Consider the following 16,717-nt stretch of genomic DNA (forward strand, 5'->3'; position numbering starts at 1 on the left):
AAACTAGTTACTATTTGTAAATCTAATTATTTTTAGCGATTCGATTCCTCTATCATCAACTATTTTCACGGCAACACGTTGATATGTGCCTATCTCAAAAGGTAATGAAATAGTTCCTCGATATGACTCAATTAAATCTTCATCAATCTCGGCTTTAAGATTCCTAGCAAGACGTGACCAGCCATCTTTCTCTCCTGCCATTGGAAAGAAAACCTGACTAGGAAAAACACTTCTGCCGTCATAATCAGTATCAAGCATCCACATGGCAATTTTTTCGACATTACCAGATTCAATATTTCCAGTTCTGGTATTGTAGTAATCGAAGCCATGAATTTCTACTTCCCATTTACCTGTATCTTCTCCTCGATGAATACGACGAAGTGCAACATCGGGTTGACCAATTAGCCAAAAACTCTCGTTACTAGCACGTTTTTTCTTTAGGTCTTGTGTTAGTAAATCCGCGTTCATTTGTACCTTGAGCAGAGTGACACCAGACCAGTCAGTTTCATCAATTTCTTTTGCAGCTTCGGGGTCAAATTGAAAGGCAGCAAAAATAACTAACTTGGGTTTGGGACGCAGAGTTTCCGCTTCTTGAAGTGCCATTTCTACTTGGCGTTGATCTAGAGGAGCAAATTCTGGGCCAAATGAAATTACAGCACGCATAGGTTTCTCTTCACTACTACTGATGCTTTGGGATGTATTATCTTCTTGATAAATAGGTTTAGTTTCAGCATCAGCATGGAGCCAGCGCTTACCTGAGAAAGGCTCTACAGTTGAAAAGAAAATATATTGACCGTTTTTGCCTCGAATTCCAGTTTTTAATAGCTCATCTCGCCATTCTGCCTGTCTTATGGTTTCCCCAGAACGAGCAATAGATTGATCGGCAATTGGAGTATCGGCTAACCCTTCAATATCATCCAGGGGTTTAACAGTTGGTGCAGGAACAGACTCAACTGTAAATAAACCTGTAATTCTTACTTTTGATTTATCTACTAGAGGTTGGTCGTAAAGAGTTACTTTGGCAGCGTGTTTTTGAATCACTTCCTCAATTTCTTTCCTTGCCATTTCTTCTTTGATTTCTGGGTTGTTGGCAATGGATTTCAGCGTAATACGTGATACTGTTTTATATTTAAAATCTTCGCCTGAACCTTCTTTGATATCCGCTAATTCATAATAATCAAAAATTCCAGTCATCAACCTTTGTTTTGCAAGAGTAATAGATACACGAGAAGTATCGCAAGTAATCCAACGTCTTCCCCAGCGTTCTGCAACATATGCTGTAGTACCGCTACCACAGGTTGGATCTAATACCAAGTCTCCTGGATCAGTTGTCATCAAAAGACAACGTTCTATTGCTCTATAATCAGTCTGTAAAACATAAATTCTCTGTTCGCCAAATCCACCTGGTCTTAAATCTAACCAAGTACTATTTAAAGTTTTGTATGGAAATTCATCATGATAGACTTTCCATCTTAGTGATTTCCCAATAGGATGTAATCTTCCAGCAGCCGCTAAACGATTTAAACCTGTGATATTGGTTTGCCAGCCATATCTTGCAGGTGGCTCATACTCAACATTATTAAAAGTGTATTTAAATGAATTATCGCTGCCACGTCTTTGAGAAAATGTTGGCCATAGTCTACAAATACGACCTTTTGGTAATTCTTGTTTCCCCGTTTTTTGTGCTAAAGAAAGGTCAATAAGTTCTCCATTTTCTGTCTCAACGCAAATATATCGCTCGTTGGGATTTTCTATAGCCTCACTTTCTGTAAATAATTCTTTATACTTTACCTTGCTGATATCTTTTGCATACCATAGCAAGAAATCATTGACACCTGGCAATAATTTAGATGACTGATTGCTTGCTTTCATCAAAACAATTTCCATACAAAAGTTATCACTGCCAAATACTTCATCCATTAAGCACCTAACTCGATGGACATTTGTATCACCTATTTGCACAAAAATAGAACCTTCTTCAAGAAGTAAATCCTTTGCCAGTAATAAACGATCGCGTAAATAAGTTAAATAAGAATGAATGTTGAACTCCCAAGTATCTCTAAATGCTTTGATAGTCTCTGGTTCTTGGGTTAGATCCTCATCATTGCCATCTTTTACGTCTCGTTTATTTACAAATGGTTGAAAATTTGAATTATATTGACTTCCATAGGGCGGGTCGATATAAATCATTTGCACCTGCCCTGCCATGCCTTCCTTTTCTAATAGTGAATTCATCACTAAAAGGGAGTCTCCAGCAATTAAGCGGTTTGTCCAGTTATGTTTGTGTTTATAAAACTCAATAGCTTGTCGAATTGGTAGATTTTCTTCTGGGGTTTGAAATAAGGACAGTTGTTTAACCTTTTCATCCTTGCGCTTTCGCACTGCTTCAATAATCGTGCGTGGGTCTATACGTTCATGGACGTGCAGCGAAACTGTAGGCACTTCAAAACTAGTATGCTCTGCTTTCCCAGCCCAATCTAGCTGAGGATCAATGTGAGGATCGTAGGCATACTTTTTAGCACTCTCTTCTGGGTCAGTGTCTGGGTTCACTAGCCCAACTGGGGGATTATTTGCTCGTTCCTTATTTTCGTGCTTATATTGCTCAATTTCTCTCTGCTCTGATTTCCTCTGCCTTGCCATATCGATTTCCTTGCCTCAGAGCTTCTAATTTACAATTTAATTGCCTTGTTATACCAGTTCTTTAAAATTTTTACGATTTAACTTTTCTATTAGTTTACTGTGTTAATGAATTTTTCCAACCAAATGCGTATTATGGGTGCATATTACGACTATTGCTATTTCTAACAAATCAGTTTCCAAGTAATGAAATCATAAGAACTTTACTTGTATTGCTGATTATAGTTATAAATATCCTTCTTTCTGTTAATACCTAAGTTAGCTAAGTTTACAACCTGTAATTTTAAAACCTTATGATTAGTGCAACGCGACAGGAGGTAAGTGTAAATTTCTGATGTATAAGATTAATTTAATTAAATTAATAACTAAAAGTAAAACGACAAATATCTTTTTACAATATTTCTGCCAACTTTAAAAAATTGCAGTCCAAATATTGCCGATTTACAATTGAAGCATAAGATTTCCTTTAAAAAGTTTGATACTTTTAGACACACAATAAGTAATAAATGGAGTTAAGCGGATTCGAACCGCTGACCCCTTCAATGCCATTGAAGTGCTCTACCAACTGAGCTATAACCCCTTACAGTCCGTCATCTATACTAATTTATATTTTATATTTTGTCAAGTTACCTCGACATGATTAAATCATAATAGTCATTTATGGCTACGGTTTACCTGACTTGTAACAGATAGCTCATACAATGACCCATCAAAAAATAAACGACTAGCATAGCCGCAGCAGCAAGCGCAACTAATGTCCCTGCCAACATGAGAGAAAATTCTTTGTTGGCTACTGCCTTCTCCATCAGGTGCAGCGACCAAGCCACGAGTGCTACATCAAATAATAATATAGGTATCAACATGTTTTTTAATATTTATTCATACTTATAAATCAATCTTAACATCCTTTTAGAGAACTGTATCTAACCTTAGATAGATGTGGTCTTATTTCAATAATGTCTTCAGAATTAGGCAAACAAGCGGACGGGAACTTGACGATCGCGCAAATAATTCTTGATTTCTTCTACGCTGAGTTGCCCGTAATGTAGAAGTGAAGCCAATAAAGCCGCTTCTGCTTTCCCCTCGGTTAATGCGGTATATATATGTTCACAGTTACCAGCACCACCGGAAGCAATAACTGGTATTTCTACAGACTCAGCAATTGCCCTTGTTAACTCAATATCATAACCAGCTTGCGTACCATCCGCATCCATACTGGTTACTAATAACTCCCCTGCACCACGTTTTGCGACTTCCTTAGCCCATGATAAGGCATCCAAGCCCGTATTTTCCCTACCCCCTCGCACGTAAACATCCCAACCAGGATTATTAGGATCGAGCCTTCGTCTAGCATCAATTGCCACAACTATGCACTGATTACCAAAGCGATCGCTTGCTCGATCAATTAAGTCTGGGTCACGTACAGCCGCAGAGTTAATACTAACCTTATCAGCCCCGGCGCGTAACAAAGCTTTAACATTTTCTAAGGATTGAATCCCACCGCCTACAGTCAGGGGAATAAACACTTGTTCAGCTGTGCGGTAAACCACATCGATGATAGTATCCCGGTCTTCATGAGTAGCTGTAATATCAAGAAACACTAACTCATCCGCCCCAGCTTCGTTGTAAACCTTCGCCAGTTCTACGGGATCACCGGCATCCTTGAGGTTAACAAAGTTAACTCCTTTAACAACCCGTCCCGCCTTAACATCTAAACAAGGTAAGATTCTTTTAGATAACATAATTATTTTTTTACGTTTGAGTAATTGTCCGAAACCTAAATTTTAAATTGACGTGTGTATTTCCTCACCAAAATCTTCGCCCCAGTTTCTACTAGCACTAATACGGCGGGCATTGAGCGTAAACAGTTCTAAACTTAAAGTTGCAAGCTAAATTATGGCGATAATCTCCTCAAAAAAACAGCCTCCAGAACCAAACGGACAACCAAACAAACGCCGGGAGTCAGCACCAGCAGCCTCCAAAGAAAATATTTTGCAGCCAGAAGCGGCTATTGATGAACAGGATAAGCAAGAAGAAAGCATTCGTCCCCAGAAATTTGCCGACTACATCGGGCAGAAAGACCTCAAAGATGTACTGGACATAGCCATCAAAGCAGCCAAGTCCCGTGGTGAAGTTTTGGATCACTTGCTACTGTACGGCCCGCCAGGATTGGGTAAAACAACAATGGCAATGATATTAGCTTCGGAGATGGGAGTCAATTACAAAATCACCAGTGCGCCAGCTTTAGAACGTCCAAGGGATATTGTGGGGTTATTAGTGAACTTAAAACCCGGTGATATTCTATTTATTGATGAAATCCATAGACTATCGCGGATGACAGAAGAAATTCTTTATCCGGCAATGGAAGACTATCGCTTAGATATTACTGTAGGTAAAGGTTCTAGCGCCCGGATTCGCAGTATACCCTTGTCCAAGTTTACCTTAGTGGGGGCTACAACCCGTGTCGGTGCATTGACCTCACCATTGCGCGATCGCTTCGGCTTAATTCAAAAACTCCGCTTCTACGAAGTTGACGAACTCAGTAAAATAGTCCTACGTAGCGCCAAACTACTGCAAACCAACGTCAGCGAAGATGGTGCAGTAGAAATCGCCCGGCGATCGCGGGGAACACCACGGATTGCCAATCGGTTACTTAAGCGTGTCCGTGATTATGCCCAAGTCAAATTATGTCCAGAAATTACCCAACCCATCGCCGCCGAAGCATTACAGTTATTTCAAGTAGATCCCTGCGGCTTAGATTGGACAGACCGCCGTATGTTAAGTGTAATTATTGAACAATTTAACGGCGGCCCCGTAGGCTTAGAAACCATAGCCGCCGCCACAGGTGAAGATACTCAAACCATTGAGGAAGTATACGAACCCTATCTTATGCAAATCGGCTACCTCAGTAGAACCCCACGCGGCCGCATAGCGACGAAAGCCGCATACAAACATATGGGTTTTACACCACCTAATGAACAGTTATCTTTACTGTAGTCATTAGTCATTAGTCAAAAGGCAGGAGGCAGAAGACAGTTGTTTTTTCTCTTCTGCTTCCTTCTCTCCCACAACTCTCCACTCCCCATTCACTACTCCCTAATAATGATGAAGTTAATTAGTGTTGTTCTGTGTTTGTTACTTGTATTTGGCTGGGTTAAACCAGTCATGGCACAATCTCAACAACCCTTGATTACTCAGGAACAAATAGAACAAGGTGAGGAATGGAAAAATCAAGCATTCGCCGCTACAAATAAGGGTGATTTTGTCACTGCGGAACAATATTGGACAAAAATTATTGACAATTTCCCGACAAATCCTGGTGCTTGGAGTAACCGGGGTAATTCACGAGTGAGTCAGAATAAGCTACAAGCTGCACTCACAGATTACAACAAAGCCATAGAACTAGCGCCGAATGTCACTGATCCTTTTTTGAATCGTGGTACAGCTTTGGAAGGTTTGGGAAAATGGGAAGAAGCGATCGCCGATTATAATCATGTGTTAGAACTCGACCCTAATGATGCAATGGCTTATAACAATCGGGGAAATGCCAAAGCTGGTTTAGGAAAATGGGAAGATGCGATCACTGATTATAAAAAATCTTTTGAAATAGCGCCTAACTTTGCCTTTGCCCGTGCTAATTATGCCATTGCTCTGTATGAAATTGGGCAAAAAGACGAGGCAATTCATGAAATGCGGAATATTCTTCGCAAATACCCCAGTTTTGCTGATGTACGTGCTGCTTTGACAGCTGCTTATTGGGTGAATGGACAACAAGGGGAAGCAGAAAGTAATTGGGTTGCGGCTTATGGTTTGGATAGTCGCTATAAGGATATGAACTGGGTGAAAAATGTGCGTCGCTGGCCTCCGAGTCTGGTGGCTGCTTTGGATAGGTTTTTGCGGTTGGAATGAGAGTAGAGTTTGAACCACAGAGACACAGAGGAACAGAGGGTTTAAAGGATTAGTCTTTGGATTCCTTGTTTGATGAGAGAGACGTTGAAGTTATTGGTCATTAGTCAACTGCATAAGTTGAAACGCCTTGCTTGTATTCATGACTGAACAAAAAATTCCTCTGATTAAAGATTATGAAATCTGATTGAGCCTAGACTTTTATCTTTTAACTTCTCGTTTGGTGTTGTGGTTCTACAGCAGTTAGCGGATTAAAAAGCAACAGCCTTTTAGCCTGTTACCTGCTATGTAAACCACAATTTGAGCGCATGAGTTCAAAATGCTGACATTTAGTTATTTAATGCAAGTATGTGACTCAAAATTTCAGCAAATGCGAGGCGAAGCAGTAACTATGAATGCTGCATCAATGTCAAGGTATTGGACGATTTGGCGAATCAATCTTGCTAACCCGCAGGTAGGATATAAACTGTTCGACTTGTCTTTAGCGCGAGATTTTTTTCAGCAACTAGTTAATCATCGCCCAAATGATGATATCCAATGTACTTTGCTAGGTGATTTCTACGCTCATCATCCGACTGGAGGGGATGTAATTCATCGTGGTTTGGCTGGTTTGTGTTTACGGTGTTATGTTTCCTACCCTATCGTTAAAGCCTGTCAAAAAATTGATAGCCTTTTCAGTGGGGAAAAATCATTCAGTTATCAAGATTTATTAAGCTGTGTGCTGGATGATGACGGTAACAAGTTAGTGATTTTGGATAGCGATCGCAAAATTCAATTAGTATTAGATGAACGTGGAGTTCCACAAATCACAACTTATAAGTTGTTTACGGTGGAAATTTTACGTAAATTTAAGCATGACTCGCAGTTAAGCATGAGCCTAGATAATTGGGCATATTTGCAAACAAAACAAAACCCAGAACTGAGGAAATTTTTATCAGAATTTGGTTTTCAATCTCATAGTGATTGGTCATTATTAAATAGGGTCAGAGCTAAACAGCTAGAACGCACAACCGTGCGATCGCGCCAATTAATTGCCGCATTTCATGCAGTTTATCGGCGAGATAGACGGGAGAGAAAACAGATAGAAATGGGTAAATGTCCAGACCCTACTAATGCTCAGTTGCAGGAAATGATATCTTGCTTACAACAAGAAAATATTATTTTCAATACTACAGATGAGTTAAAAACTGAACTGAAACAAGTAGCCAGCCAACTACGACAATATGATATTTGGAGTTGTCGAGAACCTTTAGAAATTCCAGACTATGATACTGGTGTATACACCTTAAGAAAAGATTTACCTACAGTTTCTTACGATGAATCGAATTTAGAACAACAAGAAGTTCTAGAATTTTTACATCAACAATTCCAAGTGATTGTATCTGAGGCGATCAGTCAAGAAATTATTAATACAATTACTAAATTACAAAATAGTAAAAGTTATGCTCCCTTTGCTCAGAAATATCTGTCTGGGTTACAACTATATTATTGTGATTATAAATCCTTGAAAGAAATTGCCCCACTTTTAGGGATGACAAGCTGGGATCAAACACGACGCATCTTAAATCCCGGCGAACTGTTGAATAAGGTACGTGCATTAACAGTGCAGAAGCTACTTGATATTATCTTACAAAAAGCCCATGCTAAAGGTTTAACCACAATTCCCCCTGAACCTGAATATCTTAAAACCTTGGTTGAGGAAATTGAAAATTTTGTTGATGTAGAAGTTTTTATTGAAGCAGGAGAAGAAATTAGAGCAGGAAAAAACCGTTCTTTAAATAGCTTGTATGCTCAAAAACTCCGGTGTTATTTGTCAAGCCTATTAATTGCTAGCTAGCAAACTTAACATATTTCAGTGATTGTGAGGATGAAACTAATGATGACAACCCATGAAAGTTCAAACAACTTAAGATTTTTATTACCGGAATTAATCTGGTTAGAATCAGAACACTTTGACGTAGCCAGAAACCTGAGTCAGCAGGTAATAGGTGAATTTCAACAGTGGCAAGCTTACCTTAATGTACTAGCAACATTAGGATTTTCTCAATGGCTGCATCAACATCTACCAGAGCAAAATATTCATCAAGATAATCAAATTATTGATAATTTTAATCATCTTCAATTGGGCGAGTTTAAGTTTTATTTAATTGTCACAGAACATCTACTAGATGAATTAGTGATTATCCCTGAAGATAGGATTATTAAACCGAGTTCAGTTGCTCATATATATGTAATTATCGAAGTTTTAGAAGAACAAGCGGGAATAATTATTAGAGGTATTCTTCGTTACGACCAGCTGATCAGTTATCGAGATAGGATGAATTTGCCACCCAGGAATAGTTGTTATCAAATTCCCCTAGTAGAATTTGACACAGAACCTAATCATATTTTATTCTACTGTCGTTTTTTGTCCGCTCAAATGATTCCTTTGCCGCAAACTGAAACTATCAACAACACAGAAAATTTGCCACAATTATTAGCTAACGCTAAAACTAAATTAAGCCAATGGCTACAAGGCATTTTCCCAGATGAGTGGCAGTTAATTGATACACTAATTAATCCTGAAGTTAATTTAGCTTTGAGTACCAGAACTAACGTCGAGACTATCAAGCGAGGTAAAATTCTTAATTTAGGAATGCAACTCGGTAGCTATCCTGTGGTTATGTTAGTTAATATTCAAGCACAACCGGAAGAAAAACTACGTGTATCAATTCAGTTACATCCAACAGCCGGGGCAAAATTTTTAAGACCTAACCTCAAACTAACTTTATTATCAAAAGCAGGAAAATTGCTATGTGAAGTGACATCCAGAAGTCACGACAGTTATATCCAGCTAAATCCTTTTCATGGAGATAAAGGAAAACAGTTTAGCGTTGAAGTTAGTTTAGATATTATCAAAATCAGAGAATCTTTTGAATTATAGTATAGCAGAGAATAGGAAACAAGTCTAAATCTTTTTGCTTTCGGAGTTCTTCGCCTAGACGGTTAAGATAAGAATAATTAACCGCAGATAAACACCGATAAAACAAGATATTTAATCCATACAAATCAATATTATTTCCCAAAATTAAATATAACTTTTCTTAATCTACTAGGGGACTATAGCAATTCCCAAGCACATTAAATACACCCCACCCGCGCTATCGCGCACCCTCACGCCACTTGCTACAACGGGGGGAACCCCACGCCAGTTTGCTCTCTGCGAGACGCTGCGCGAACAAGTCGGGAAACCCGCCCACGCAACTGGCTCCGCAACGCAGTGGCTCCCCTTGGCAAGGGGAGGGTTAGGGAGGGGTGATTTTGTACCTCACCAGAATGGGAAACGCTATAAGTAAGTAGCCGTAATGAACTGGGTAAACCTCTGCGTTACCCTGCGCTTTCCTCTACGTTTTAAAATACTTGTTCTGTACCTCATTCAAGTAAGAATTTATATGAATATGGTATTTATACTTAATTTCTAAAAGCACTGCGTTAGCCAAGTCAAAATGGGCAGCAGGAGAAAATAACTGATAAATGCTCATAAAGGTATCTAGCGTAAATACCCAAAAAGTTATAAATTCAGCTTGTAGGTAAAAGCCCTTATATACGTCATCATAAATAAATATATATGAGCAAGACAGTTGTCATAAATTTAGGCAATGGTGACTTGCACGCTGGATTTCCTTGTGTGACAGCTCAAATTTGGTCAGCAAGTCATTATGCACCAGAACAGTTTCTTGGTAGCCTACCATCTGCGCCAGACTTGGTGGAACTATATAGAGACTGGCACGCAAATTATCAAGCATTGTGTACTCGTCAACCTATGCGTTCTGCCGAGTTAGAAGAAGATGACCTACTAGAAATAGAATTAGGAGCAATCACTAACGTTTCTCTATTCGATTTTGGCGAATTGTGCAGACAGTTACGAGATAATATTAATACATGGCTAAAGTCCGTAGAATTTCTGGAAATTGAAAGACAATTGCGATCGCAACTGAGTCGCCATGAAGAAATTCGCGTCATTCTAGAAACCAACGATGACAGCTTGCGGCGGCTACCTTGGCATTACTGGGATTTTATTCGTGATTATCCCAAAGCAGAACCAGCACTTTCCAGACCAGATTACCATCGTCGAGACACAGCCCAACCCCTGTGTAATAGAAATCGGGTGAGAATTTTGGCTATTCTCGGCAGTAGTGAAGGCATTGACTTACAAGCAGAAGCCGATTTCTTACGGAACTTAGAAAATATTGCCGAAGTTGTCCAGCTACACCAACCCTCACGGCAAGAGTTTAACAAACAACTGTGGGATGCTTCAGGTTGGGACATCTTATTTTTTGCAGGTCATAGTCAAAGCGAAGGTAACACAGGCAGAATTTACCTTAATGACGCTCCCACCAATAATAGTCTCACAATTGCCCAATTAGAAGAAGCCCTCAAAGCTGCGATCGCCAGAGGATTAAAGTTAGCAATTTTCAACTCCTGCGATGGACTAGGTTTAGCGAATGCTTTGGGAGAACTGCACATTCCCCAAGTAATTGTCATGCGAGAACCAGTGCCAAATTTTGTTGCCCAAAAATTTTTTCAAAATTTCCTAGAAGCTTTCGCCATCGAAGGACAACCTTTATACTTAGCAGTGCAACAGGCACGCAGACAATTACAAGGGTTAGAAGATAATTTCCCCTGTGCTTCGTGGCTACCTGTAATTGTCCAGAACCCATCAATAGAACCACCGACATGGGTGCATTTAGGCGGTATTCCCCCTTGTCCTTATCGGGGTTTATTTGCCTTCCGCGAAGAAGATGCAGATTTATTTTTTGGTAGAGAAGACTTTACCGCAAATTTGGTTAAGGCAGTAAAAAGAAAGCGGCTGGTAGCTGTAGTAGGTGCGAGTGGTAGTGGTAAATCGAGTTTAGTATTTGCTGGGTTAACTCCCCAATTGCGCCAAGACTTGAACGTCCATATCATTTCCTTCCGTCCAGGGAAAAATCCCTTTGCCGCCTTGGCAACTGCATTAGTGAATTTACAACAACTCTGTCCCTACATTTCCTTAGAAAATATACTAGGGTTGCCAGAGGATAATACTAATACTCGCCTAGTAGAATTAGATTTAGCGATCGCCTTAGAACAAAATCCCGAATTACTACACACCATCCTAGAAAAGTTTGTCCAGCATCAATTCGGGGCGCGGATCATCCTCATTGCCGACCAGTTTGAAGAACTTTACACCCTCTGCCCAGAGGAACAGCGTCATCTTTTCCTAGATTTATTACTCAGTGCTTATAACTTCACACCCGCTTTCACCATCGTCTTAACTTTACGGGCTGACTTTTACAGCTATGCCCTATCTTACCGCCCCTTCAGCGACGCTTTGCAAGGAGCATTGTACAACCTGGGGCCGATGAACCAAGAAGAATTACGTCAAGTAATTGAACAGCCTGCCCAACAAATGCAGGTAGGGCTAGAAACAGGATTAACCAATAAATTAATCAGCGAAATCGATAAACAGCCAGGACATTTGCCCTTACTGGAGTTTGCCCTTACTCAGTTATGGTCAAAACAGCAAAATCGGCTCTTAACTCATCAAGCTTATGAAGAAATTGGCGGTGTAGAAGCAGCCTTAGCCAACCATGCTGAGTCTGTGTTCGCCCAATTACCCAAAGCCGACAGGAAAAGGGCGCAACAAATATTTATTCAATTGGTGCGCTTAGGAGACGAAACAGAGGCTACCCGGCGCTTGGCAACTCGTGAAGAAATCAAGCCGGAAAACTGGGATTTAGTTACACATCTGGCTTCTTCCCGGTTAGTAGTTACTAACTGCAACGAGTCCACAGACGAAGAAACCGTAGAAATCGTCCATGAAGCGTTAATTAGAAACTGGCAACGATTAGAACATTGGCTCATAGTCGATAGTGACTTTCTGCGCTGGCGAGAACAATTGCGTTTAGCAATTCGCCAATGGGAAAATACTGGACATGATCAAGGTACATTATTACGGGGTAAACCCTTGATAGATGCCCAAGAATGGCAGGTGCAACGCTGGCAAGAACTCAGTATCCACGAAATCAAGTTCATTGAATTGAGTTTAGAACTGCGGGAACTAGAGTTTAAACAGCAGCAACACCGACGTAAACTGACGGTATCCTCTCTATTTGCTGGCTTAATTTTAGCCATCAGTCTAGCAGGCTTTGCTTGGTGGCAAGAACAAAAGGCACGTATCAGCGAAATTAAAGCTATTACAGCATCAGCCGAATCTTTACTAAGTGCTAATCGAGAGTTTGATGGTTTAATTGCCAGTATCAAAGCTGGTAGCCGCCTTAAAAACACTGTAGGAATTGATGCCAACACACGCACGCAAATTACGGAAACTCTACTCCACGCTATCAACTTTGTCAGAGAGAAAAACCGTCTAGTAAAACATCAAGGGATACTAGAAAGTGTCAGCTTTAGCCCTGATGGTAATGTCCTTGCTACCGCCAGCAGAGATAGAACCGTCAGAATTTGGAATCGAGAGGGTAAACAACAGTCAGTCACATTACAAGAATCTCAAGGAGAGGGTTTCAATAGTGTGGCTTTCAGCCCTGATAGTAAACTCATAGTTACAGGCAGTTGGGACAAAACAGCGAAAATCTGGAGTCGAGATGGTAAAATCTTACACACCCTAAAGGGGCATAACAAAGGGGTATTGGAAGTAGCCTTTAGTCCTGATAGTCAGTTAATTGCCACAGCTAGTTGGGACAACACTGTGAGACTCTGGAGTCGAGACGGGAAACTCCTACATATTCTCAAAGGACATACGAATAAAGTCAACAGTGTCACTTTTAGCCCTGATGGTAAGTTAATTGCCAGTGTCGGCTGGGACAAAACCGTGAGACTGTGGAATCTTGAGGGCAAAGAATTAAGCAGCTTCCCCGCCCATGAAGATATGATTTGGAGCGTCGCCTTTAGCCCAGATGGGAAAGAAATTGCTACCGCCAGTGGTGATAAAACTGCCAAAATTTGGAGTTTGGCTGGTAAAGAACTGCAAACCCTCAAAGGTCATCAAAATGGCGTGAACAGTGTAGCATTCAGCCCAGATGGTAAAATGATTGCTACAGGCAGTGGTGATAAAACTGTCAAACTGTGGAACCGTAACGGTCAAGAAATACAAACCCTCTACGGCCACAATGATGCCGTCAATAGCGTCGCCTTCAGCCCAGACGGTACATCCATCGCCACAGCTAGTAATGACAAAACAGCTAAAATCTGGCAACTCAATAGCCCCCACAGTATAATTTTTCGGGGTCATCAAGATGAAGTCTTTGACCTAGTATTTAGCCCGGATGGTAAGTCCATAGCTACCGCTAGTTGGGATAACACCGCCAAACTTTGGAGTGTGGGCAAAGATAAACTTCAACAACTGCACACATTTAAAGGGCATCAAGGCAAGGTCAATAAGCTGAGTTTCAGTCCAGATGGAAAGTTAATTGCTACGACTAGTTGGGATAAAACTGCCAAACTCTGGAATCGAGACGGTAAATTATTGAAAACTCTATTAGGACACAAAGATACAGTCTGGAGTGTCAACTTCAGCCCCGATGGTCAATTAATTGCCACAGCCAGCGAAGATAAAACTGTCAAAATCTGGAATCGAGACGGGACATTGCGGCGAACTCTCACAGGACATACGGCTGTGGTTAATAGTGCAGTGTTCAGCCCTGACGGTCAGCGCATTGCTACGGCTGGTTGGGACAAAACAATCAAAATTTGGAGTATTGACGGCAAAGAACTGCAAACTTTATATGGGCATACAAGTGGTATCAACAACGTCACCTTCAGCCCGGATGGTAAGTTAATTGCCAGCGCCAGTTGGGATAATACTGTAAAAATCTGGAGTGTTGACGGTAAACTTCTGCATACATTAATAGGGCATAACAATGTAGTTCATAATGTTACCTTCAGCCCCAATGGTAAATTAATAGCTACTGCTAGTGGTGATAATACTGTAAAAATCTGGAGCGTTGACGGTACTCTCTTGCGTACCATACAAGGCTACCAAGATAAAGTCTGGAGCGTGCGCTTTAGTCCTGATGGCAAGATGTTAGCCAGTAGCAGCAGATATGACATTTTCGTATTGTATTTATACTTGGATGATTTAGACCATCTACTTGGGCGCGGTTGTAGTTGGGTGCGAGGTTATTTAGATAATAATCCTCATGTCAAACCCGATGAAAAAAGTTTTTGCGATCGCCAGGGTACAGTTAGCTATTTATCACCCCAAGCGATCGCAAAGCCATAATGCAAGTAACATATTTAAGACTCTCAAATAGTGGGAGTCTCAAATATGTTATTTCACCAAAATTTGGACTTCCATCGGTTGTAGTGTCACTTTCATCGCTCTAATTGGCCCATAACTCTTTTGACCATTAGGTTCTGTGATGTTGACACCGCTTTGCTCTGTGACTTTTTCTGGTTGAGTAAATGTAGTTTTATTGCTATATAAAACCTTGTAAGTCGGGTTTTGTGAATTGAGATTGTAATCAACAATCACATAGATAGACTGTTGAGTTTCTGTGTGCGTATTCGCCACTACAACCACTTCTTGCTCATTGAGAATGCGTGTGAAAGCCACCACACCAGATTTGAAGGGTGAAACGCCATAATTAATGCGATCGCCAGATATAGGACGAAAATATTGCCGTCCATAACGCAGTGCTGGATGGGTTTTACGGTACTGAGTTATTTCAGCAATTGCTTTATAGAAGGGATGGTCAGTATTAAAGCCGCCTCCTGGCTTACCCCATAAAGCTTGACGTACCACCAAATCACCAAATGGGATATTATCAACCGCACCATTGAGTCCCTGCTCTGTGCCGTAGTATATACAGGGTATACCTTGCAAAGCAAACAAACAAGCGATCGCTAAAGTTACTTGGTCATCAAACTTTTGTGGTTCGTCTGGGTTGCTGTAATAAAAGCGACTCTTCAAATCATGATTATCGAAGAAGGTGACAAAAAATCTACTTACCTCTCCGTTAGAGCTGATAATACCTCGCAGACTTTCTCTGCGTCTGATATACACATCAGCCAATGCTTTTGGTTCTTTAAGTCCTTTAAACACACCGGGTAATTGGAAGAATAAAGGAAAATCCAGCGCCGCATCAATACCCAATAAATCACCAGGTTCGGCTGCATTGCGACCCACAAAGCGAGTAATTTTTTCCTCTGTATTGTCCTCATTCGCCCAGATTTCACCATAGGTAAAGAAATTTCTCTTACCTAAACTTAAAGCAAATTCGTGCATCGCATTACCAAAAACTCTCGCAAAATCTGGCTCAATAAACCTCAAGGTATCAATACGAAACCCATCAATATCAAACTTGGCAATCAAATATTGATGAATACGGATGAGAATATTCTGTACTTCTGGATTAGCAGTTACGAACTCTCGCAAGTCACTAAAATCGCCACCTTGTTCAGTATCATCTCTAGTTCCTCTCCTGCGGAAAAACTCAAGCTGGCGAAGTTCCTTGGGCCATACAGCCGCATCGGGATTAAGTTCTTGAACGTCATTAACCTCGGCATTTCTCCATTCTGGCGTGCCTTCTTGATCATGCCAGATCACATCATAGGGCTTATTTGGTTCATCAATAAAGGAAAATGATTCCACCTTTTGCTCATTAATTAAATAGGTGAAAACATTACCAGCATGATTAAGTACAATATCAAAAATTACATAAATTCCGCGTGCATGAGCCTCATCAACTAATCTTTGTAATTCCGCTTCTGGGTTATTTTTATCAGAAGCAAATCGCGGATCAATTTGTAAGAAATCTTGAATACCGTAACCGTGATAACTACGTTTATATTGACAATTTTTCAAAGGAGGAGTTATCCAAATTGCTCCCACTCCTAACTTTTCTAAATAATCTAATTGCTGACGAATACCTTCAAAAGTCCCACCTTGGAAAACCAAACCTTCATCACCTAAAGCATTCCAAGCTTTCTTGGGTGGACTGGATGGATTATTAAAGCGGTCTACCATAATAAAATAAATCCAAGTATCCCGCCAATCTGCTGGTGATGGAAAAGGGGTAGGAATTTCTTTTACCTGATCACCAACTTGCACAGATTTTTTACCATTCCTCAGTGCCTGATCTCTAACTTGACTGAAGATATCATCAATTTCTTGAGAGTAGATTGATTGAAGCATACT

At 40.5% G+C, this 16,717-nt stretch carries 9 protein-coding genes and 1 tRNA gene; 5 read left to right on the plus strand and 5 right to left on the minus strand.

All coding sequences use genetic code 11. From position 1 onward, the window contains the following. Positions 1 to 3: 3 nt before the first annotated feature. The 4 genes from NSMS1_RS03145 to hisF all read right to left on the minus strand — a co-directional run bounded on the left by NSMS1_RS03145 (position 4) and on the right by hisF (position 4,379). Complete coding sequence (locus NSMS1_RS03145) at positions 4 to 2,640, minus strand: site-specific DNA-methyltransferase (protein WP_224090918.1); 2,637 nt, start codon at positions 2,638 to 2,640, stop codon at positions 4 to 6. A 504-nt stretch (positions 2,641 to 3,144) separates the two neighbouring features. Continuing rightward, a tRNA-Ala gene (locus NSMS1_RS03150) sits at positions 3,145 to 3,217 on the minus strand. A gap of 91 nt (positions 3,218 to 3,308) precedes the next feature. After that, positions 3,309 to 3,500 (minus strand): hypothetical protein, encoded by a 192-nt coding sequence (locus NSMS1_RS03155; RefSeq protein ID WP_067768637.1) that lies wholly within the window; start codon positions 3,498 to 3,500, stop codon positions 3,309 to 3,311. A gap of 105 nt (positions 3,501 to 3,605) precedes the next feature. Next, the gene (gene hisF / locus NSMS1_RS03160) at positions 3,606 to 4,379 is read right to left on the minus strand and encodes an imidazole glycerol phosphate synthase subunit HisF (protein ID WP_224090923.1); all 774 of its coding nucleotides are present in this window, start codon (positions 4,377 to 4,379) and stop codon (positions 3,606 to 3,608) included. Positions 4,380 to 4,533: 154 nt separating this feature from the next. Between hisF and ruvB the strand changes: the two genes are divergently transcribed. The 5 genes from ruvB to NSMS1_RS03185 all read left to right on the plus strand — a co-directional run bounded on the left by ruvB (position 4,534) and on the right by NSMS1_RS03185 (position 14,800). Next, a complete protein-coding gene (ruvB, locus tag NSMS1_RS03165; RefSeq protein WP_224090925.1) occupies positions 4,534 to 5,634 on the plus strand; it encodes a Holliday junction branch migration DNA helicase RuvB in 1,101 nt (366 codons plus the stop codon). Between the two features lie 105 nt (positions 5,635 to 5,739). Further along, positions 5,740 to 6,546, plus strand: coding sequence for a tetratricopeptide repeat protein (locus NSMS1_RS03170; RefSeq protein ID WP_224090927.1), 807 nt, complete (start codon positions 5,740 to 5,742; stop codon positions 6,544 to 6,546). Between the two features lie 316 nt (positions 6,547 to 6,862). Further along, positions 6,863 to 8,380 (plus strand): hypothetical protein, encoded by a 1,518-nt coding sequence (locus NSMS1_RS03175; protein ID WP_317986571.1) that lies wholly within the window; start codon positions 6,863 to 6,865, stop codon positions 8,378 to 8,380. Positions 8,381 to 8,419: 39 nt separating this feature from the next. Next, positions 8,420 to 9,466 carry a DUF1822 family protein gene (locus tag NSMS1_RS03180; RefSeq protein ID WP_224090929.1) on the plus strand — a complete coding sequence of 349 codons (1,047 nt, stop codon included), beginning with the start codon at positions 8,420 to 8,422 and terminating at the stop codon, positions 9,464 to 9,466. Between the two features lie 684 nt (positions 9,467 to 10,150). After that, positions 10,151 to 14,800 (plus strand): eIF2A-related protein, encoded by a 4,650-nt coding sequence (locus tag NSMS1_RS03185; RefSeq protein WP_224090931.1) that lies wholly within the window; start codon positions 10,151 to 10,153, stop codon positions 14,798 to 14,800. Positions 14,801 to 14,848: 48 nt separating this feature from the next. On the opposite strand, the gene NSMS1_RS03190 is transcribed toward NSMS1_RS03185, so the two are convergent. Further along, positions 14,849 to 16,714, minus strand: a complete 1,866-nt coding sequence (locus NSMS1_RS03190; protein WP_224090933.1) for an alpha-amylase family glycosyl hydrolase — start codon at positions 16,712 to 16,714, stop codon at positions 14,849 to 14,851. Positions 16,715 to 16,717 lie beyond the last annotated feature (3 nt).

Origin of the sequence: Nostoc sp. MS1 (assembly GCF_019976755.1) — a bacterium.
GTDB lineage: Bacteria > Cyanobacteriota > Cyanobacteriia > Cyanobacteriales > Nostocaceae > Trichormus.